The following is a 19,041-nucleotide window of genomic DNA, read 5'->3' as shown; positions in this document are numbered from 1 at the left end:
TCGCTTACGACCGGTCCTTGCCCCACCGGTGGTAGGCGACGCGGAACTCTTCGTACGAGAGCCCCAGGTAGTCCCACACGGTGCGGTTGCGGTCTTTGCCGCGGTAGGCGTCGCGGACGTAGTCGATAAAATCGGCCCGGAACCGTCCGTCCTGCGCCTGCATGCAGAACGTGGCGACCGACCCGGCCTCGGCGTAGGCGGAGGGGCGGTCGCTCTCGACGTGGCGGTACCACTGGTTGCCGTCTTTGAGCCCAAACAATTCATCGAGGGGCAGGTGGCCGTAGTACGCGGCGCCGCGGAACAGCATCCGGTCCTCATGGAAGACCGCGGTCTCGGTGTACTGGGCGATCGCTTCGGTCAGCCAGACCGGCGCGTCGTTTTTTTCGGTCATCACGTGGAGCACCTGGTGGGTGAACTCGTGGAACATGGTCTCGGACGGGCCGCCGTAGAAGTAACAGGTGCCGTTGGATGGACGGAAGATGCCGCCGCTCCAGCTGACCGCATCGGCACGATTGACGTATTCGGCGTGGTCGCGGTAGACCCATACCTTCATCGGCGGATGCTCCACCAGCCCCAGGGCCAACTGCAGCGGGTCGTACTTGCCGCCCTCGGCGAAGAACAAAGCGTAGACGTAGAAAATCTCGTCGTACATCATCTCGAGCTGAGTGGCGACCTGTGAGATGGACTCGAGGTCGGTCGAGCCGCGGACGTCGAGGTGTTCGGTGCGGATTTCCCAGTCCCGGCCGGCGCGGCTGTGGTAGCTGTTGGCATCGGCCAGGCTCATCCATTCTTTGCGGCGCAGACTGAAAACGAAACCCTTGTCGTAGCGGTCGGCGTGCTTGGCGGGCATCCAGCCGCGGTCGGGGTTCCAGATCAGCCCGGCCTTCATCCGCTCGGCTTCAAACTTCGAGACCCAGTACAGATCGGCGTCGAAGCGCAAGAGTTTCTCGAGCGTGTTGTCAGTGGTCGTCGTTTCATCGATCCGGTTGATCTTCTCCATCACCTTGTCGGACAGCTTTACCTGTCCCAGGGCGCGGCGGATTGCTTTGTGGTCCGGATCGAAACACAGGACCTCCCGCATGAGTTCCACCGCGGCCTGCACCTCGCCGACACTCTCGGCCCTGCGGAGCAAGTCGTAGCTGGGCTCGGTCAGGTCCTTGCGGGCTTGCTTGAGTGCCGCCTCGAACGCGCGGTCGGGCTTTTCTCGCCCCGAAACCGCCTGGTCCTCGGTGATTTCGTCGATCCTGCGGGGGATGTCGCGGACGTGGTTGCGGTCGAGCCTGAACACGCCGGCACACATGCCCCACAGCGCCCGTTCGTCGATCTTCCAGTTCTTCTCATCGATCAGGTCCAGGAACTCCATGATGCGGGCATTCGCGGCCTCGGCCCGCTCGACCCGGCTCGCCTGGAGCTGTTCGATAAACTCCGCCCGCTGGGTGCGCAGCTTTTCCCGCTGCTCGAACCACGCGTCTGCCCGAGCGAGGGGGGTGATGAGCGTGCAAACGAACAAGGCCAGCAGAACGGGTTTAAGCGGATGATCCGGCATGCGACGGCTCCCGAAAGCGATGCGTTGAACGTCTGGTTACCCTAGCACATCGATCCGACCGGACAAAGGCTATGGCTGTGAACCGCACCCTGATTCAGACGCCCGAAGACCCTCGCTTGGCGGCTTACCTCGATCTCAAGGACCGCGATGTGCGTCGCGAAACCGGGCTGTTTCTCGCGGAGGGCGAGCATGTCGTGCGGCGGGCGTTTGAAGCGGGATTGGCGGTGCGGTCGGTGTTGGTGGTGGAATCGAAGGTCGAGCGCGTGTTGGCGATGGCGGAGGCTTCGCCTGCGTTTTCGTCGGAAGAGACGATTGAGGTTTTGGCGTGCCCCAAAGACGTGATCGAGGAATCGGTGGGGTTTGTGATGCACCAGGGGATCATCGCGGCGGTGGAGCCTCCCGCAGCGGTTGGGCTTGAGGCGGTGTTGGGGGATGAGTCATGTGGACTGAAGTCCGCACGCCCTGTGATTTTGGTGTGCCCGGAGATTACGAACGTGGACAACCTGGGGGTGTTGGTGCGGGTTGCGGCGGGGCTGGGGGTGAAGGCGATGGTATTGGGGCCCAAGTGCTGCGACCCGTGGTATCGGCGGGCGGTGCGGGTCTCGATGGGTGCGGTGTTCGCGATGCCGATGGTGCGGAGCGTCGATTTGGATGCCGACCTGACCCGGATGCAGCGTGAGTTCGGCGTGGAGCTGGTAGCGACGGTGATCGATGCGGACGCCACGCCGTTGCGCGAGAGCCCGCCGTTTGCGGGCCCCGGGGCGATTCTGCTGGGCAGCGAGGGCTACGGCCTGTCCCCCGAGGTGGTCGGCCGGTGCGACCGCAAGGTCCGCATCCCCATGCATCACGACATCGATTCGCTGAACGTCGCGGTCGCGGCAGGGATCGTGGTGCACCATTTCTGTGAGGGGTGAGGGGTGAGGGGTGAGGGGGCGGCCAGCAAGCAGGAATAAACCCGGATGACTGGGCGTTAAACGTGGGGGTGGCTATGCTTTTAGTACGTCTGAAGAAAGGTTGTCCGATGCGACGGTTCGGTGCGAGCGTCCTTTGTATCTTGGCTTTGGGAATGACGGCTTGCGCGGACTATGCGGGGGCCGGAGCAGCGGACGATGATGGAAAGGAAATCAACGTGGTGATCAACCCCGAGCGTGATGAGGATGGCAAGCTGGTCCCGGTGGAAAAGACCGCGGAGCAGTGGAAAGAAGAGCTGTCGGACTTTGAGTACTACGTGCTTCGTGAGAAGGGCACCGAGCGGGCCTTCACCGGCCGGTACCACGACAGCAAGCAAGACGGCGTGTACGTCTGTGCGGGCTGCCACGTCCCGCTCTACGACTCGAAGACCAAGTTCGATTCGGGCACGGGTTGGCCCAGTTACTACGAAGCGATCGTTCCGGACCACGTCGGCGAAAACGAAGACCTGTCCCACGGCATGCGACGCGTCGAAATCGTCTGCGCCCGCTGCGACGGCCACCTCGGCCACGTCTTCCCCGATGGCCCCAAGCCCACCGGGATGCGCCACTGCGTCAACGGCACTTCACTGCGGTTCATCGAACGCGAGGAGTTCGAGAAACTGACCGCCAAAGCCGAGGGGGCGACGGCTGGCGAATAGGTCTGGCGGGATTAAACTATCCCACGGATCATCCCGCCATTCTTCGATAGGTCTCCAATTTGAGTTTGTCGCCCAAGCCCATGATTCGCAGAGTCCTTTGGCTGGCGAAGGCTATGGTATTGGGTTTGTCCGGAACGCTGCCGGCCTGGAGTTTTGCGGGCGAGTTCGATCGCACCACCGACATGCCACGCTTCGACGAACCCCTCCGGCCGCAATTCCACTTTACGTCCCAAACGGGCTACATCAACGACCCCAATGGGCTGTTCTATCTCGACGGGGTCTACCACCTGTTCTTTCAACGCAGGACCGATAGCGGCAAGGCATGGGGGCACGCGACCAGCACAGACCTGGTCCGTTGGACGCAACACGACAACGCGATCTGGCCGCAAGACGGCTTTCAGGCGTACTCGGGATGTGCCGTGGTCGATTGGCAGAACACCAGCGGCTTTCAAACCGGAGAACACCCGGTGGTGGTGGCTGTGTTCACGAGCTGGGGCCAGGGTCAGAGCCTGGCCTACAGCAACGACCGCGGCGAGACCTGGACGCGTTACGAAGGCAACCCCGTTTTGCGTCTGCCCAACGATGCGCTCAAGTCCTATCCGCTGAGTGCGCGTGACCCGCACGTGATGTGGGACGCCGGACGCCGTCGATGGGCCATGGTGTTGTATGAGAACCTTGGCTCTGAAGTCAGGGAAGGCGTGGCCCGGGACGAGCAGGGCGGGTTCTCGCTGTTCGAGTCGGCCGACCTCAAGGCATGGACCCGGCTGAGTCACGTGCCGGGGTTTTACGTCTGTCCCGATGTGTTCGAGCTTCCCGTCGAGGGGGAAGACGCCCGGGTCTGGGTGGCGATGGACTGGGAGAAGTATGCCGTGGGTCGCTTCGACAGCACGACGTTTACCCCTACCACGGCCATGCGTCCGCTGGATTTCGGCCGGCCCCAGGCCCTGTCGGCGAATCAGACCTGGAAGCACCTGCCCGACGGCCGAGTTGTTCAGATCTGCTGGATACGCGGGGGAAAATACCCGGGCATGCCGTTTGATCAGCAGTTGAGTTTTCCCACCGAACTGACCCTCAGAAGGATTAACGACGATCTTCGGCTCTGCAAGCAACCGGTGGCCGAGATCGCGTCGTTATACGGCGTCGTTCATGAACACAATGTGATGCGCGTCGAACCGAACCAAGCCGTACGGATTGGGGGGCACACGCAGAGTTACGATCTCGAGTTCGAATTGGAACTTGAGCCGGGCGCAGTCGTGAATTTCGTGGTGCTGGGGCAAAGCATTGCAGTAAGCTCCGACGCCGTCGCGGTTGGCGATCAAACCGGTCGGCCGATCGAGCCGGTACGGCAGATGAGGGTTTTGGCGGATCGCACCTCGATCGAGATCTATATCAATGAGGGTGAAACGACGATGACCTTCACCGTGTTGCCGCCTGATGAAACCGCGGAGGTTGCGTTTCGGGTCGACGGTGGTGGCACAATCGAGTTAAAGCGTGTGGCTTGGCGTGAAGTCGGGTCGGCTTGGGAATGAGCCCTGTGGGACTGAAGGGGGATTGCCCAAGCGATCGATTTGTTTCGGTGAAAACATCTCTCATGTTCTTGTCGGGTTCGGCGCGGTGAAGGGGTATACTCGTAGTTCCCAATGGGGATGTTTCTGGGCGTAGGTTTCGCGATCGCACATCTTTTCTTTTCAGGAGTTGGCCATGCTTCTATCGGTAGGTTCTTGTTCCCGGGTCGCCGCGGTGGCGTTGATTGGTTTGGGGGGCGTTGTCTCGGCAACGGCCGACGTGGTCAGGATCAACGACGGGCGTGTGTTCGAGGGCTCGATTTTGGTGCAGAACGACCAGGAAATCGAGATCGACACGATGGTGTCGGACATCCGCGCACGCCTGACTTTTCAGATGGACGAGGTGGCTTCCGCCGAGAAGTCCGAGCTGCCGGCGGGCTTTTTCTCGCCTAAGCCCGGCGAGGTGAGCAAGGCAGACCGCAGCGGATTTGAAACCGGGGCGGACCTGTACATCGAGATCCCGGTGATGGGCACGATCGGCACGGACGTGTTGGCCGACGGCGTGGGGCGTGCGTTGTCTTACGCCAAACGCAACGCGATCGAGCACGTGGTGTTTCGGATCGACAGCGACGGTGGCAGCCTCGATGAGATGCAGGCGATCGTCGGCGAGATGGAGGAGCACGCGGGCGAGATCGAGATGCACGCGCTGGTCTCTCGTTGCCTGGGCGATGCGTTGGCGGTGCCGATGATGTGCGATACGGTCACGTTCCTGCCCGACGCGATTGTAGGCGGCTCCGACGCCGTGATGGCCGAGGGCGCCGAGGGCATGGATACGGAACTGGAACAAACCCTGCGGACCGACCTGGCAAGAAAAGCCAGCGTGGTGTCCCAGCGTAAAGGTCGGCCCGCCGGCTTGGTGCGGGCGATGATCGATCCGTCGGAGCAGGTCGCCGCGTGGGAGGATGAGTCCGGGGCGGTCATGATCGGCCGTGTGGTTCCCGAGGGCGTGGAGGCGAGCCAAGTCATTGTCCGCGTCCCGTCGAGTGAGTTGCTGGTGCTCGACGGGACGCAGATCAAGCGGCTGGGGGCGCCGGTCGCTCAGGTCGATGTGGCGGGCCTTGGCGAATTCCTGGATATCGATAAGTGGACGGCCGAAAGCGATTACGGCATCGAGTCCATGACCAAGACCGCCGAGCACCAGCAGAAGGTTGAAGAAGAAAGCCACGCCCAGCAAAACCGGGCGATCGCTCGCAACATCGAACGCCGTAAATCAGCAGACGCCACGCTCCAACAGGGCATCAAGCAAGCCGCCGAGTGGGACCCCGCCGAACACAGCTACGCGACCTATCAGTCCAGTGGCGGCCGCAAAAAATGGGGAGGCGACTACACCGATTCGCGCGACACCAACCGCCTGACCAAACAGTCTCGGACCGAATGGGCTCAGCGCAGTGAAGCGGCGATGGGTTATCTGTCGCAGGCCGCCAAGGCGGCGCGTTCGCTCAAGAAACTCGACGAAGAAGCGATCAAGCTCGGGCTCGAGCCGACCTACGGCCCCGGCGAGCTGGACGTGATAATCCAGGACCTCACCGTGAAGTTTAAATTCCTCTCGGCCAACCGCAACAAGAAAAACAAGTGATTCTTGGGCTCGCGGTCAGGCACACTTGTCAATCCCAACACAAAAGCCCACGGCAAGTTGCCGTGGGCTTGTTTTATGCAGGTACCGGGTGAGCCCGGTTGCCAGAACCGATCGTCGACTTATTGCTCGTATTGCTCGGCGAGATCGCGGAGGTCCGAGGAGTACTGATAGCGGATGCCGTTGTCGTTCAGGATTTCTTCGGTGGACTCTTTCATCTCGAGGCGATCGAACGTCATGCGCTCGCCTAAATTGCCGCCGTAGGTGAACTCCAGGAACTCGTCTTCGGATTCGTTGAGGACGGTCACCAGGTGTTCGAGGTTTCGAATTTTGATGCCGTTGACCGCCTCGACGACATACAGGTGGGGGTCGTCGTAGTTGCGGATGCTGGGGTGCGGGAAGAAGGGAGAAGACACGCACACCAGCTCCTCCTCGGGGAAGGCTTTCCGGTCGATTACGCGCGTAATCAGCGGGCTGTTGTAGACCCCGAGGACCGGCCGGTAGCTCTCGTTGATCGTGTTGTAATACATCGTCGTGACCTGAGTGAACGACATGGGGCCGAAGATGTAGTAGCGCGGATATGCGTTGCCGATGAACGGGACCAGATTGGGGTTGTCTAAATAGCTGGGCTCGAAGACCTCGATGGATTCCCCGTCGCGGATCACGGTGAGGGGCACCGTCTGGTCCTCGCGGTTGGTAGATTCGATGAAGTAGCTGAAGTGGCCGCGAAGGTTGGGGGCGATCTCGGTTTGGCCGTGGTTGTCGATGTCGTGCGGGCCGATGTGGGTGATGACGTCGTCGGCTTTGAGCTGAGAATTCGAAGGCATGCCCGGGTGGCCGGGGTTCTCACGTGTGATGAGCACCCCGGTCTGGTTGGATTCGAGCCCGAGTCGACGACGCAACGCCGGGTTTTCCAGCGTTTGGTATTGCATCTCCAGCAATGGCTTGCCGATGTATTCGCCGTCCAACGCGTCGTCGAGGAAACGCCGCACTTCGGTGGCGGGGATCAGGTAGCCGATGTTCTCGGCGTCGGTATCCGCTTGGAAGGCCACGCCGACCACTTCGTCGCCGACCATCGCGGGGCCGCCCGAGTTGCCGGGGTTGACCGCGGCATCGACCTGGACCCGCAGGCCAACCGCGTTCTCGTCATAGCCAGCCACCTCGATCCGCGAGACGATCCCTTTGGTGGTGGACATTTCGTTTCCGCCGGTGGGGTAGCCGTAAACCGACACGGTGTCGCGGGTTTCGGGCAGCTCTTGGGCAAAGCTGAGCGTGGGGGCATCGGCCAGGGCGTCGTCGGACCTGAGTTTGAGAAGCGCCAGGTCAAAGTCCACCGCCGAGGCGACCACCGAGACCCGATGCCGGTCGCTGGACTGGTAGCCCTGGACATAGATCTGGCTGGCCCATCGCACGACGTGGTTGTTGGTCAGGATCAGCCGTTGGCCGTCGGGGGTTTCGATGAAGAAGCCGGTGCCGGTGGATTCACTGGCCGATCCCTTGGCCCATGGGCGGAACACCTGCGGGTAGCGGATCGTGGAGAAAATCCGCACGGTTCCCTCTCGGGGATCGACGGCTTCAGCGGCTTGAGACGCTTCGGCCGGGGGAGCGGTTTCTAAGTCCTGATCTTGTGCGGAGGCAACGTTAACGGTGAGAAGAAGGGCGGCGAGAAAGGCGGACGAACGGAACAAAGCCATAAAAGAACTCCCGGAGTGGGGTGAGAAATATGAAAAGGCGGGTCGCCGCTTTCACGGCGACCCGCCGGGCTTATCGAGCATATTCGATCGTGCGCATCTCGCGCAGGACCGTGACCTTGATCTCACCGGGGAAGGTCATCTCTTCGCTGACGCGTTTGGCGATGTTGCGGGCGATGGCGTGGCAGGCCTCGTCGTGGACGCCTTCGGGGTCGACCACCACGCGGACCTCGCGGCCGGCCTGGATGGCGAATGCTTCGCGGACGCCGCTCTGGTCTCGGGCGATCTGCTCGAGGTCTTGCAACCGTTTGACGTATTTCTCGAGCGACTCGCGGCGGGCCCCGGTGCGGGCGCCGCTGATGGCGTCGGCGGCCATGACGATCGGGGTGTAGGGCGTGGTCGAGGGGATGTCGTTGTGGTGGCCTGCGATGGCGTTGAGGACCGCTTCGTTCTCGCCGTACTTGCGGCAGAAGTCGGCGCCGATCTTGGGGTGGCCGCCTTCGATCTCGTGGTCCATTGCTTTGCCGATGTCGTGCAGGAAGCCGCAGCGGCGGGCGAGTTCGCCGTCGAGGCCGAGTTCATCAGCGATGACCTGGCAGAGGTAGGCGACCTCGTGGGAGTGGCGGAGGATATTCTGGCCGTAGGACGTGCGGTAGTGCAGCTTGCCCATCATCTCGGAGATCTTGGGGTGCAGGCCGTGGATGTGGGCCTCTTCGCAGGCGTCCCGGCCGAACTTCACGATCTTCTTCTCGAACTCTTCGAGGACTTGCTTGGAGAGTTCTTCGATGCGGGCGGGGTGGATCCGGCCGTCTTCGAGCAGGCGACGCAGCGTCTCCGCGGCGGCGGCCCGGCGGACGGGGTCGAAGCAGGACACGATGACCACGCCGGGTGTGTCGTCCACCACGACGTCGACGCCGGTGGCGGCCTCGAAGGCGCGGATGTTGCGGCCCTCACGGCCGATGACCCGCCCCTTCATCGCGTCGTCTTCCACGGCGACGGAGTTGCTGGTCGACTCGGCGCTGTGCTCGCTGGCGTAGCGCTGGATCGCGGTGAGGGTGATCTTCTGGGCGATCTCTTTGGCTTCGTGTTCGGTGCGTTCGGTGACCTGTTTGATGAGTTCGCCCGACTCGTGGGTGAGCTGCTGCTCGAGGACGGTCATGGCTTCACGCTTGGCGTCTTCCTCGGAGAGGTGGGCGATGCGGAGCAGGTCGTTCTTGAGGTTTTCCTGGTGCTGGGCGTTGGCTTTCTGGCGTTCGGCGACCAGGGACTCGGCCTCGGCGAGCTTGCCGTCGATCGCGGCCTGGGCCTTCTTCACATCGCTGTCCATCTCGGTGAGGTACTTCTCTTTGGTGGTCAGCGTGTCGAGCTTCTTGTCGAGGTTGTCTTCCCGTTTGGTGAGGCGGCGTTCTTTTTCGTTGAGTTCGTTACGGGCCGAGTCGGTTTCTTTCTCGAAGGTTTCACGACGCTTGGCCTGCTCGTTGCGGGCGTCGAGCTCGATCTGCTTGGCGAGGGTTTCGCCCTCGGCCTTGGCTTTGGACAGCAGGTCGTCGGCTTCGCGCTTGGCGGCGCCCAGGGCGTTGCCCGCGACGAGCTTGAGGATGACAAAGGCCGCCACGCCGCCCAGGACCAGGCCGAGCAAGAGCATGCCGATAGCCAGCCCGGTGTTGCCGAGGGTGACGGGAAAAGAAACCGCAGCGAGCGAAGGCGTCAGGAGTTGGGAGTGGATCACGAGTGCCCCTTTCCGGGCGGCCGAGGGCGACGGGGGACGTCGGGTCGGCCGGGGTTAAGGCACGTGTTCCGGGGGCGGGGCGGTCTTCGATCTGCGAACGATCAGCGAGGCAAAACAGACTCAGCGGTGCGCGCGGCAACGCTTGGGGGGTCGGTTGAACTTGGCCCAGCGGGCGTCTTGGCTGACGACCGCGAGGCACGCCGCGGGAGCGGGGCGCCAGCGCAGACCGGGCGCTTCGACAGACGCGATGACGGGGAAACCGTCTTCGGCCTGCGGGAGCAGCCGGTTGATCAGCCAACGGAGTAGGAGTTCAAGGTACGACATGGAAGCGAGTGTGTTTCCCGTGCCGCGTCGGCTTTGACGCGGGGTGCCGTTTGGACGTGTAAGTGCAAGTCGAAACGGAAGATCGGGCGATTCTGCGAGACGGTCCGGCCCGGAAACGTGCCGGGTTGAACATGCCAAAAGGCATGGGGATATACGTGGGATATGGTAGCCGTGTTCGGGCGAAAACGTCAAGCATGAGGATGCCCGGAAGGGCGGTTGCCGAACCGGACCTGCCGGACCCCGGACCAGACCCGGGTCTCGAAAAACAGCACCGCCGCCCCGAATCCCAGGGCCGCGAGGAACCACCGGTACTCCGGTTCCCAGTGCCCGACGATCTTGATCACCCAATACTGAAATCCGCCCGCCTCGTACCAGCTCAGCAGCGGGGCCAGCACGACGGCCGCGACCAGCCAGCCCACCGACGCGTAGCAGGTCACCCGCTCCGCCAAGTCGAACGGCACCCGCCAGCCCCGGCGATGGCTGAAGAACGTGACCCCGATCGTCTCGATGTACGTCATGATCAGGACCGTCTTGGCCGCGACCATGCCCGCCCCCCACGACATCAGCCCGCTGTAGCCGACAAGCAGCAGGCAGAAGACGCCCCAACCCACGCCCACGAGCACGGCCATGCTGAGCAGGAACAGCCGGGCGGGCATCGCCGAGCCGTCGAGTCGCATAAGTCGATAGGTCATTCCGGGGCGGGCGAAGATCGACCAGGCGGTGTCGAGCCAGGACCTCGCGGTCAGCGAATTCTGCCACGCCGGCCCGTTGCGGTGTTCGGGGAGCGAGTCGGCGATGGCCTGACCGCACTCGGGGCAGACCGAATCGAAAGGCAATCCGAACAAGCCGTAGCCGCACCGCTCACAGAGCAGGTCGCGCGGGAGCTCGGTTGGTGATGGAGGTGTGGGGGCGGCGGGTCGTGGGGCGGGCTCGTCGATGGGGAAGTCTAGCCCACGTGGGCCGAGCCGTATGCAAACCGGTGGGTGGGCAGGCCCAGCGCCCGGTGTTGCAACCGGTCGGCCATGCGTTTGGGCTCGGCGGTCAGGGCGTAGTGGGCTTGTCCCTCCGCCGCCTTGGCCAAGGCCTCGCGGTGCAGGGGAAGATCGGGTGCAACCACCGGCAGGCCCGCCGCCAAGGCGTAGCGCACGCTCAGCGGGGCGGGCTGTTCGCTCAGCATCACCGCATCGCAGCCGCGAAGCACCGCCCAGGGGGTGGCGATCTGCGTGTCTTGGATAAAACGATCGGGTTCGCCGTAGCGATCAAGCAGGGTCTGCGTACGAGAACGGCCGTGCTGCTCGGGGTGGACCAGCAAACGCAAGGGGCGGTCGGCCGCGAGGCTGACCAGGTTCAGGCCGGTCATCATCGACGGGGCTTGAGCGGCGGTGGGGGGATCACTCAGCAACGCCACAACGGGCATCTCATCATCCACGCCCCAGCGTTCACGCAGCGAAGCGCGGTCGTGTTGCAACATGGCCCCAGCCTGTTCAAGCGTGGGTAGTGTTTGAAGGCCGATGCGTTCGGGTGTGAAACCCTGGGCGATCAACTGCTCGCGCAACAACTCCCCCGGCACAAGCCAGCGGAGCGTGGATCGATCGAGGCGTTTCATCCGCTGGAGCTGGCGTGGCGTCAGCGGGGTGAGCATATGCATCACGGTGCAGCTGGTACGTCCCAGGCGTTTGAGCGCGGTCAGGCAACTCAGTGACCAGACGTGCAGCTCACGCCCGGGCTCCACTCCGCGAAGAAATTGCCGCAGCACCGGCAGTCCCCAGGTTGCCGAACCGGCGGGCACGCGCAGGCAGGTAGCGTCAACCAAACCCGAGACCTCGGCCGCATGTTGGAGTTGCTGGTTGCCCAGCAGCACCGCGGGTTCACCGCGGCTGGCGATTAACGCCAAGGCGGTGGGGTGGGCTTGCGGCGAAGCCTGGTCGATCAGGTGGAGGGGGTGGGACGAGGTGGTCAAAGCGAGGCACCCGGGGCGTCTTTCTGCCACTGGTAAAACAGCCGGGCCAATCGCAGCCCCGCGTCGTCGGCGAGGCGTCGAGCCAAGTCGTCCGGCGTGGAGTCGCCCACGTATCGGCTGTCCCGCGATTCGTAGTTGTCTTTGATCTGGATCATGTGGCCCGGTGGCACATTCTCCGGATCGATGAGCGCGGGGGCTTCGGGCCAGGATCGTTTGCCCTCGGCCACGTCGATGATCTTCACTTCGATCGACGCTTCGGGGCGGTACAGCGTGTCCACCACGTGAAACTGCGCGGAGTTGATCTTGGCGTAGATGACTTGCTCGGCCCCGAGGCGTCGGCCGACTTCATCGATCGGTGTCGAGGCCCAGCGGTCGCCCAACTCGGCTTCGAGCTTGGCTAGTTCGCGGGGCTTGATGAATTGGGCCGTGGGCAGTGCTTCGTGGAATTCGAGATAGTGGATCGCGGTGGTCGCGATCTGCCGGGCCAGGCCGGGGTTGCTCAGCAGGTGCTTGGGGTCGTCCACCATCACAAGCGTCGGAACGTCGGGCAGAACGTACAACGGCTCAACCTTCTCCGGGCCACTGACGGCCTCGGCGAGAACCGCCGCTTGTTCACAAGCCGGCACAGCCATGATCATCGGGAGCGACAGCAACGCTGCCAGGCAAGTCCATCGGCGGCGGGGGGGCGTCTTCATCGCGGCACATCCTCGTGGTCGTAAAACAAGCCGGCCGCCCGGAGGGTGAAACGCTGGAGCGCGGCCGCCTCGATCTTGTGCTGATCGGCGTCGGCGCTGACCAAACCAAAAGTGCCGCCCTCGGGGTACTCGGCCCGGACCGGCCGCTGGAAGGTGGCGTTGTCGGGGTCTTCGCCGTCGGCTTCGTACACCGTGACGGTGCCGTCGATGACGCCACGCCAGACGCTGGAGTTGCCTTCTTCGTTGGTGCGGTATTCGTTGAGGTCGATCACCACCAGTCGGTCCACGCCGAGGTCGGCGATCAATCGGCTGGGGCGGCTGGTGATCCAGTACGGGTTCTTGCGTTGGTAGCGGGCGACTTCGCGGGGGATCGAGACGACCGCGTTTTCGACGTTGGCGTGGATCGCGTTGCCCACGGATTGCCCGACATTATCGGTGGCACGGGGGAAACGGAACAATGTGTACTCGTCGGCCGAGACCATCACCGCCACGCGTTTATCAACGAGGTCCAGGTATTCCGCGGCGACTTCGACGGTGGCCTCGTCGTCGGGACGCGACGCAGCGGCTCCCCAGGCGATGAAGTTACACCCGCTTAGCAGAAGCGGGAGCATGAGCAAGGTAACCAGCCCGGCCCGACTTGGCCGTGGGGTGGTGCGGTGGGTGCGGGGAAGCAGGTACGGCATAAGGAAAAGGCTCGGAAGGAAAGCAACGGCTCGTTGCGGAACATTCATTGAAGCACTGCGGTCTTGATCAGGGTGTACAGCCAACCGCCCAGGATCAGCGCGATCATCGTGATGATGACCCGGGGCCGCCAGAGCGCGATACCGATCGGCACAAGCGACATGCCCGACGCCAGCGACCAGCCGCTGACCAGAACGACCATGGCGGTCAGCACCGCTAGGACCGCACCGGCGGGTTGGGTGACGAAGGCTGTGAGCAGATGGCCGTCGGCCGCGTGGGTGAAGGAGGTGGTCATCCCGCAGGTAGCGCACGGCAGGCCCGTTGAGGATTTGAACCCGCAGGGGGCCAGTCCGAGCTGGGTGTGGGTGCCGATGCCTTCGTCGTTGGCGGTCAACGAGGAGGCGGTGAGCAGCACCGCCAGTGCCGGGGCAAAGATCACCAACGCGATCAACCGAGCGGACCACGAGGCCTCACGGACCCGGTGGGTCGGCAGTTCGGGCCGGACGGGAGATGGGGGGGTAACCGCCTGATTCATGCAGTCCATCAAGATACCTCGCGGGGGCTCGGCGGTCCATGGTCGAGCCAGCGGTTAAAATGCCGTCCCATGGGTTTTCGCATGACTGAAACAACTCCGGAAGACGGCTCAGCCCCGGGTGACCCCGAGGAAATGGCGGAGTCCTCGCCTTCCGACGATTCGCCCCGTCGGCGAAACCTCCGCGGCAAGACGATCGCGGTGGTCCCGACCCTATTTACGTTGGGCAACCTCTTGTGCGGGTTCATGGCGGTGTTTGTGGCGTCCCGGCCGATGGACACCCCCATGGCGTTCAACTGGACGCCGTTGACCTGTGCCGCGATGTTCATTTTCATCGGGCAGATCGCCGATGCGCTCGACGGCCGGGTCGCCCGGATGACCCGCAGCACCAGCGAGTTGGGCGAGCAGCTCGACTCGATGGCCGACATGGTCACCTTCGGCGTCGCCCCGGCGTTCATCCTTGTCCAGATCATCGGTGTCCAGGCGCCTTACTTCTCCGACACCGGCGACACGTTCTACGATCGCCTGGGCTTGGCGGTCGCCGCGATCTACGTCGCCTGTGCGGGGCTGAGGCTGGCGCGTTTCAACATCGAGGTGGAAGACGCCACGGTCGGCTCGCACCTGTCGTTTGATGGGCTTCCCTCCCCGGGGGCGGCGGGGGCCGTGGCGGGGCTGGCGCTCCTGCATCAACACATCTGGGCGAACAACAACGAATCGTTCGGCGCGGGGCTCGCGGCTTATGGCTTGCTGGGCGCGACGCTGCTGTGTGCCCTGGCCATGGTCAGCCGGTTCCGCTACGTCCACGTGATGAACCGCTACGTCCGCGGCCGGGCTCCGTTTTTGTCGGTGGCGATGGCGGTGGTGGTGTTGCTGCTGCTGTTGGTCTGGCCCCAGCCCGCGATCGCGGGTGGTTTTGTGGCGTACGCGGTGAGCGGGCCGGTTTCGGCGGCTTGGCGTAAGGGGCGGGGTTGATTTTTTACCGGGTTGTGCTCGGGGGTTTGGATCATGCCGCCGACCCCGGGCGAAGCCCGGGGCTAAATGGGGCGGTTAATCTTCGTCGAACTTGGAGTTGACCAGCGCGGTGATCGCGGCGATGGCGTCGTCGGCGTCCGGGCCGTCGGCGGTGACGACCAGTTCAGTCCCCTTGGTCGCGGCGAGCATCATGAGCTGCATGATGCTCTTGGCGTCCACCACCTGAGCCCCCTTGGCGATCTTGATGTCGCTGCTGAATGTGCTGGCGGTATCCACCAACGACATCGCCGGCCGGGCGTGCAGGCCCAGGCGGTTACTGATCGTCAGGTTGGCGGAAGCAGAGGACATTGGGCGATTTAGCGATTTAGTGATTGTGAAGACGCAAGCGATGGCGAAAAGGATTGCGTCGCTTGGCCAATCGCCAAATCACACAATCACCAATTGTTATTCAGAGTTCCTTCGCGTCGGCCTCGGCGAGCAGGGTGGTGACCGCGTCGTGGTCCTGGGCCTGGCGGAGGAAGCTGCGGAAGGTGTCGTTCTGCAGGTTCGCGAAGATGTTCTCCATCGCGTGCAGGTGCTGGTCGGGCTGGTCGGCGGGGGACAGCAGCATGAAGATCGAATACACGGGCTGCTTGTCCAGCGCGTTGTAGTCGACGCCGGTCTGGCTGATGCCGATGGCGGCGGCCACCTTCTTGATCTGGTCGTGCTTGACGTGGGGGATGGCCACGCCCTTGCCGAAGCCGGTCGAGCCGTTCTTCTCACGCTTGAGGATCTCGGCGATCAGCGTGTCTTTCAGGTCGGCCGGGGCGGCACCGGCGGCGATCAGGGCATCGACCAGCTCTTCCACGACCTCGTCGCGGGAGGCGGCCTTGAGCTCGGGGAGAATCGCGTCGGAGATTACAAAGTCACTAAGTTTCATAACCTGTCTCGGGAGGAAAAGGACGCCCCGTTATACCAAACCGAATCGGCCGGCGTCGGGGCCGCAAGTGTTTCAGGCATCATCCCCGGTTGCGGTGCACCAGCTTGTCCTTGTGGTCGGTCAGTTGGCGGGCGAGCTTGGACTCGGCGGTATCGATCGCGGTGTAGACGTCGTCGTGCGTGCCGTGGGAGACAAAGTGTTCGTGGCCGTCCACGTGGGCGATCATCTCGACGTCGTAGGAGTGGGCGTCCTTGTGGGTCAACACGACCTCAACCTTCGAGATGCGGTCGAAATACCGCGACAGCTTGCCGGCCTTCTCGTGCGTGTAATCGCGGATGGGGTCGGTGATTTCCAGGTGACGGCCGTTGACGAGGATGTCCATTGCGGGCTCCGAGAGAGTGAAACGAAGAAGCAAATCGAGCAGATCGATCTAAGACCATCGTACCCGACCGCCGAAGATCAGTCCGCCGCGGATGTGGGAGATTCTTCGGCTTCCGCCTCGGTGCCGGGCAGGACCATCTGCTCGGCACCCGCCCGCTTGATGACCTGATTCTGCGGGATGACCACGCCGCCGGACACCGCGAATTTCAGGGCCTCTTCGACGGTGATGGGCAGGTCGATCGTGTCGACCTTGGGCACGGTGATGACGTAGCCGGTAAACGGCGTGGGGCTGCTGGGCACGAACACGGTCAGGCAGGGCTGCCCGGCCGTGGTCTCGATGAGCTGCATCGTGTCGCCGGTGACCAGCCCGACCGACCACAGCCCCTTGCGGGGGTACTGCACCGCGACCACGCGGTTGAAGTCGATCTTCTCGTCCGGGTCGTCGCTGAAGAAGAAGTCGGTGACCTGTTTCACTGCGGGATAGACGCTGCGAACCAGCGGCACCCGACTGATCAGGTTCTCGCCCATGCGGTAGAAGCGCCGGCCGATAAAGCTGGTGACCAGGACCCCGGCGATGTAGATCAGGATGATTGCCAGGACGATCCCGATGAGGTTGAGCACGCGGAAGTCGCCGACGCGGATGCTGTCCCACTGCTCTTCGAATGCATGGAGGCGTGCCTCGAAGACGATGTCGTCCTGAGACTTCATCCACTCCAGTCGTTTGGTCCTTTGCACCGAGCCGGGCAGGTTATTGAGGCCCAGCTCTTTTTCGATGCGGTCCAACTCAGTGATTTCCCAATCGTCTTGCCGGATCTTCGGTAGGTCGTCGAAGATCTCCACGAAGTCTTTATCTTGTGGCTCGGGCCAGTTCGAGAACTGAATCACCGCCGCCCGCACGCCGGAGTTAATCGGCCCCGCGATGTTCTGGTTCACGAACTGGTAAGCGATCACCAGCAGCCAGATCGTCAGCGCGGTGGGCAGCACGATCGCCAGGCCGCGGAGAAAGAAGGTCTTGAAGTCTTTGCCGAAGCTGCGTTCGGGGATGTGGGGTTGGTTGGAAGGCATGGGGCGGGCGGAACTTTAAGCGAGGTCGAAACGGAACAGGCGTTTTTTACCGGCCCGCAGCAGGACGTATCCATCGGGGGCGTCGGCGACCCCCACAGTATGGCCGATGTCGGCGATCTTGGTGTCGTGCACCTTCACCCCGCCGCCCTGAACCAGCCGACGGGCCTCGCCCTTGGACTTGGCCAGCCCGGCGGTCACCAGCAGGTCCAGTACGCTCGGCTCGGCCGCGAGTTCGTCCTGCGTGATCGTCGCGCTGGGGATCGAGTCGCCCGTGACGTCCACGCCACCGCCGCCGGCAAACGCGCCGCTCGCCGCGTCGCGTGCTTTCACGGCTTCGTCTTCACCGTGGACAAGCTTGGTCACTTCGTACGCCAAGCGGATCTTCGATTCGTTGATCGCCTGCCCCTCGGCCGAGGCGAGCTGGTTCACCTCGTCCATCGGCAGGAACGTGAAGTAGCCCAGGTATCGGCCCACATCCGCGTCGGCCACGTTGCGCCAGAACTGGTAGAAGTCGAACGGGCTGGTGCGGTTCGCGTCGAGCCAGACGTTGCCCGCCTCGCTCTTGCCGAACTTGCCGCCGTCGCTCTTGGTCACCAGCGGGAAGGTCAGCCCGGCAAGCTCCGCGTCGTGGAGCTTACGCCCGAGCTCGATGCCCATGACGATGTTGCCCCACTGGTCCTGTCCGCCGATCTGCAGCGTGCAGCGGTGTTCGTTGAACAGGTGGGCGAAGTCGTAGGCCTGCAGCAGCATGTAGCTGAACTCGAGGTAGCTGATGCCCTCGCCCTCGCCGGTCATGCGCTGCTTGACCGACTCCATGCCGATCATGCGGTTGACGCTCATCTTGCTGCCGACATCGCGCAGGACCTCCAGCCACGACAGCGGGCCGATCCAGTCGTAGTTATTCAGCATGAGCGCCGCCGACGCGTCGTCGTCGCTCGGCGTGTTGTCTGGGGCGAAGCGTAGGAACCGGCCGATCTGTTTCGCGATGGCTTCGACGTTGTGCTGCAGGGTCTGCTCGTCGAGCATGTTGCGGGCCTCGGACTTGCCCGAGGGGTCGCCGACCATGCCCGTGGCCCCGCCGACCAGGACCAGCGGCCGGTGCCCGCAGCGCTGCAGGTGGGCCAGGCCCATGATCGGCACGAGGCTGCCCACATGCAGCGAGTCGGCCGTGGGATCGAAGCCGCAGTACGCGGTCACGGGCTGCGACAGGCGTTTGCGGATGCCGTCGTCGGTCTCGGTGCACTGGGCGACCAGGCCGCGTTCGGCCATCACGTCGTAGAAATTGGTAGCAGGGGCGGTCGTCGAAGTCATCAGACCCGCGATTCTACCCGGTCGGTGGCTTGGCGTTGTGGGTGGGATGTCATGGCAGAAATCGCCCCCGCAGCTCCTCAGGCAGCACCGGGCAGACCCCCTTGGGCTTGGCAAACAGCCGGTGCCGGACCGCCGCGACGCGGTCGTAAATCCAGTCGCTCAGGCCATTCGGGAAGACGCCGATGCACCAGCCCGCAACGGCCCAGATGCCGCCGAGCTGTCGCAGGATATGACAGGCCGCCCGGGCTTTGATGAGCAGCCCGCCCTCGGCGGTGAGCACGAGGATCGAATCCGGCAGTGCCAATCGATCCGCCTCGGGCACCGACGCTCCGAACGTCTCACCCCCCAACGGCGCAAAGGTGAACTGGGCCTTACGGTCCCGACGCACGACAAAGCCCACGCCCCGGTGGCACAGGCCGCAGTCGCCGTCGTAGAAGATGGTCTCGGGCTCGGGCATCACCACAGTGTAGCGCCGCGGTGAGGCTTCT

At 63.5% G+C, this 19,041-nt stretch carries 20 protein-coding genes; 5 read left to right on the top strand and 15 right to left on the bottom strand.

All coding sequences use genetic code 11. From position 1 onward, the window contains the following. Positions 1–4: 4 nt before the first annotated feature. Entirely contained in the window at positions 5–1,546 is a 1,542-nt protein-coding gene (locus HNQ40_RS02570) for a hypothetical protein (protein WP_184676082.1), read from the bottom strand. A 77-nt stretch (positions 1,547–1,623) separates the two neighbouring features. Between HNQ40_RS02570 and HNQ40_RS02565 the strand changes: the two genes are divergently transcribed. The 4 genes from HNQ40_RS02565 to HNQ40_RS02550 all read left to right on the top strand — a co-directional run bounded on the left by HNQ40_RS02565 (position 1,624) and on the right by HNQ40_RS02550 (position 6,296). Then, positions 1,624–2,460: a TrmH family RNA methyltransferase gene (locus HNQ40_RS02565; RefSeq protein ID WP_221435346.1), complete on the top strand. Its 837-nt coding sequence runs from the start codon at positions 1,624–1,626 to the stop codon at positions 2,458–2,460. Between the two features lie 152 nt (positions 2,461–2,612). Beyond that, on the top strand, positions 2,613–3,155 hold the full coding sequence (gene msrB, locus HNQ40_RS02560; protein WP_184676078.1) for a peptide-methionine (R)-S-oxide reductase MsrB: 543 nt from the start codon (positions 2,613–2,615) through the stop codon (positions 3,153–3,155). 125 nt (positions 3,156–3,280) lie between these two features. Then, positions 3,281–4,684 (top strand): glycoside hydrolase family 32 protein, encoded by a 1,404-nt coding sequence (locus HNQ40_RS02555; RefSeq protein WP_184676076.1) that lies wholly within the window; start codon positions 3,281–3,283, stop codon positions 4,682–4,684. Between the two features lie 172 nt (positions 4,685–4,856). Continuing rightward, positions 4,857–6,296: a hypothetical protein gene (locus HNQ40_RS02550; protein ID WP_184676074.1), complete on the top strand. Its 1,440-nt coding sequence runs from the start codon at positions 4,857–4,859 to the stop codon at positions 6,294–6,296. A gap of 119 nt (positions 6,297–6,415) precedes the next feature. Here HNQ40_RS02550 and HNQ40_RS02545 read toward each other — a convergent pair whose 3' ends face one another. From HNQ40_RS02545 to HNQ40_RS02510, 8 genes are all read right to left on the bottom strand, one after another. Continuing rightward, complete coding sequence (locus HNQ40_RS02545) at positions 6,416–7,843, bottom strand: S1C family serine protease (RefSeq protein WP_184676072.1); 1,428 nt, start codon at positions 7,841–7,843, stop codon at positions 6,416–6,418. A gap of 214 nt (positions 7,844–8,057) precedes the next feature. Next, a complete protein-coding gene (gene rny / locus HNQ40_RS02540; RefSeq protein WP_184676071.1) occupies positions 8,058–9,713 on the bottom strand; it encodes a ribonuclease Y in 1,656 nt (551 codons plus the stop codon). Between the two features lie 120 nt (positions 9,714–9,833). Then, positions 9,834–10,037, bottom strand: coding sequence for a hypothetical protein (locus HNQ40_RS02535; RefSeq protein WP_184676069.1), 204 nt, complete (start codon positions 10,035–10,037; stop codon positions 9,834–9,836). 188 nt (positions 10,038–10,225) lie between these two features. Then, positions 10,226–10,882, bottom strand: coding sequence for a hypothetical protein (locus tag HNQ40_RS02530; protein ID WP_184676066.1), 657 nt, complete (start codon positions 10,880–10,882; stop codon positions 10,226–10,228). Positions 10,883–10,983: 101 nt separating this feature from the next. Continuing rightward, positions 10,984–11,997 carry a hypothetical protein gene (locus HNQ40_RS02525; RefSeq protein ID WP_184676064.1) on the bottom strand — a complete coding sequence of 338 codons (1,014 nt, stop codon included), beginning with the start codon at positions 11,995–11,997 and terminating at the stop codon, positions 10,984–10,986. Further along, positions 11,994–12,692 (bottom strand): hypothetical protein, encoded by a 699-nt coding sequence (locus HNQ40_RS02520; protein WP_184676062.1) that lies wholly within the window; start codon positions 12,690–12,692, stop codon positions 11,994–11,996. The genes HNQ40_RS02525 and HNQ40_RS02520 overlap by 4 nt, the downstream gene beginning before the upstream one ends. Beyond that, on the bottom strand, positions 12,689–13,375 hold the full coding sequence (locus HNQ40_RS02515; protein ID WP_184676060.1) for a hypothetical protein: 687 nt from the start codon (positions 13,373–13,375) through the stop codon (positions 12,689–12,691). Before HNQ40_RS02515 ends, HNQ40_RS02520 begins: the two co-directional genes overlap by 4 nt. A gap of 44 nt (positions 13,376–13,419) precedes the next feature. Beyond that, positions 13,420–13,917: a DUF2752 domain-containing protein gene (locus HNQ40_RS02510; RefSeq protein ID WP_221435345.1), complete on the bottom strand. Its 498-nt coding sequence runs from the start codon at positions 13,915–13,917 to the stop codon at positions 13,420–13,422. A 72-nt stretch (positions 13,918–13,989) separates the two neighbouring features. On the opposite strand from HNQ40_RS02510, the gene HNQ40_RS02505 reads away from it, so the two are divergent. After that, positions 13,990–14,877, top strand: a complete 888-nt coding sequence (locus HNQ40_RS02505) for a CDP-alcohol phosphatidyltransferase family protein (protein WP_184676056.1) — start codon at positions 13,990–13,992, stop codon at positions 14,875–14,877. A gap of 75 nt (positions 14,878–14,952) precedes the next feature. On the opposite strand, the gene HNQ40_RS02500 is transcribed toward HNQ40_RS02505, so the two are convergent. The 6 genes from HNQ40_RS02500 to HNQ40_RS02475 form a co-directional block, all read right to left on the bottom strand. Then, the gene (locus HNQ40_RS02500; RefSeq protein ID WP_184676054.1) at positions 14,953–15,225 is read right to left on the bottom strand and encodes an HPr family phosphocarrier protein; all 273 of its coding nucleotides are present in this window, start codon (positions 15,223–15,225) and stop codon (positions 14,953–14,955) included. A 100-nt stretch (positions 15,226–15,325) separates the two neighbouring features. Then, a complete protein-coding gene (locus HNQ40_RS02495; protein ID WP_184676052.1) occupies positions 15,326–15,796 on the bottom strand; it encodes a PTS sugar transporter subunit IIA in 471 nt (156 codons plus the stop codon). A gap of 79 nt (positions 15,797–15,875) precedes the next feature. Continuing rightward, a complete protein-coding gene (gene hpf / locus HNQ40_RS02490) occupies positions 15,876–16,178 on the bottom strand; it encodes a ribosome hibernation-promoting factor, HPF/YfiA family (RefSeq protein WP_184676050.1) in 303 nt (100 codons plus the stop codon). Positions 16,179–16,255: 77 nt separating this feature from the next. Next, positions 16,256–17,242, bottom strand: coding sequence for a DUF502 domain-containing protein (locus HNQ40_RS02485; protein ID WP_184676048.1), 987 nt, complete (start codon positions 17,240–17,242; stop codon positions 16,256–16,258). Between the two features lie 15 nt (positions 17,243–17,257). Next, positions 17,258–18,553 carry a tyrosine--tRNA ligase gene (gene tyrS / locus HNQ40_RS02480; RefSeq protein WP_184676047.1) on the bottom strand — a complete coding sequence of 432 codons (1,296 nt, stop codon included), beginning with the start codon at positions 18,551–18,553 and terminating at the stop codon, positions 17,258–17,260. A 49-nt stretch (positions 18,554–18,602) separates the two neighbouring features. Beyond that, the gene (locus tag HNQ40_RS02475) at positions 18,603–19,010 is read right to left on the bottom strand and encodes a thiol-disulfide oxidoreductase DCC family protein (RefSeq protein ID WP_184676045.1); all 408 of its coding nucleotides are present in this window, start codon (positions 19,008–19,010) and stop codon (positions 18,603–18,605) included. Positions 19,011–19,041: the final 31 nt, after the last annotated feature.

The sequence above is a fragment of the Algisphaera agarilytica genome (assembly GCF_014207595.1).
In the GTDB taxonomy this organism is placed as follows: domain Bacteria; phylum Planctomycetota; class Phycisphaerae; order Phycisphaerales; family Phycisphaeraceae; genus Algisphaera; species Algisphaera agarilytica.
Note: the sequence above shows the minus strand (reverse complement) of the source record. Positions and strands in the feature narration are given on the sequence as shown.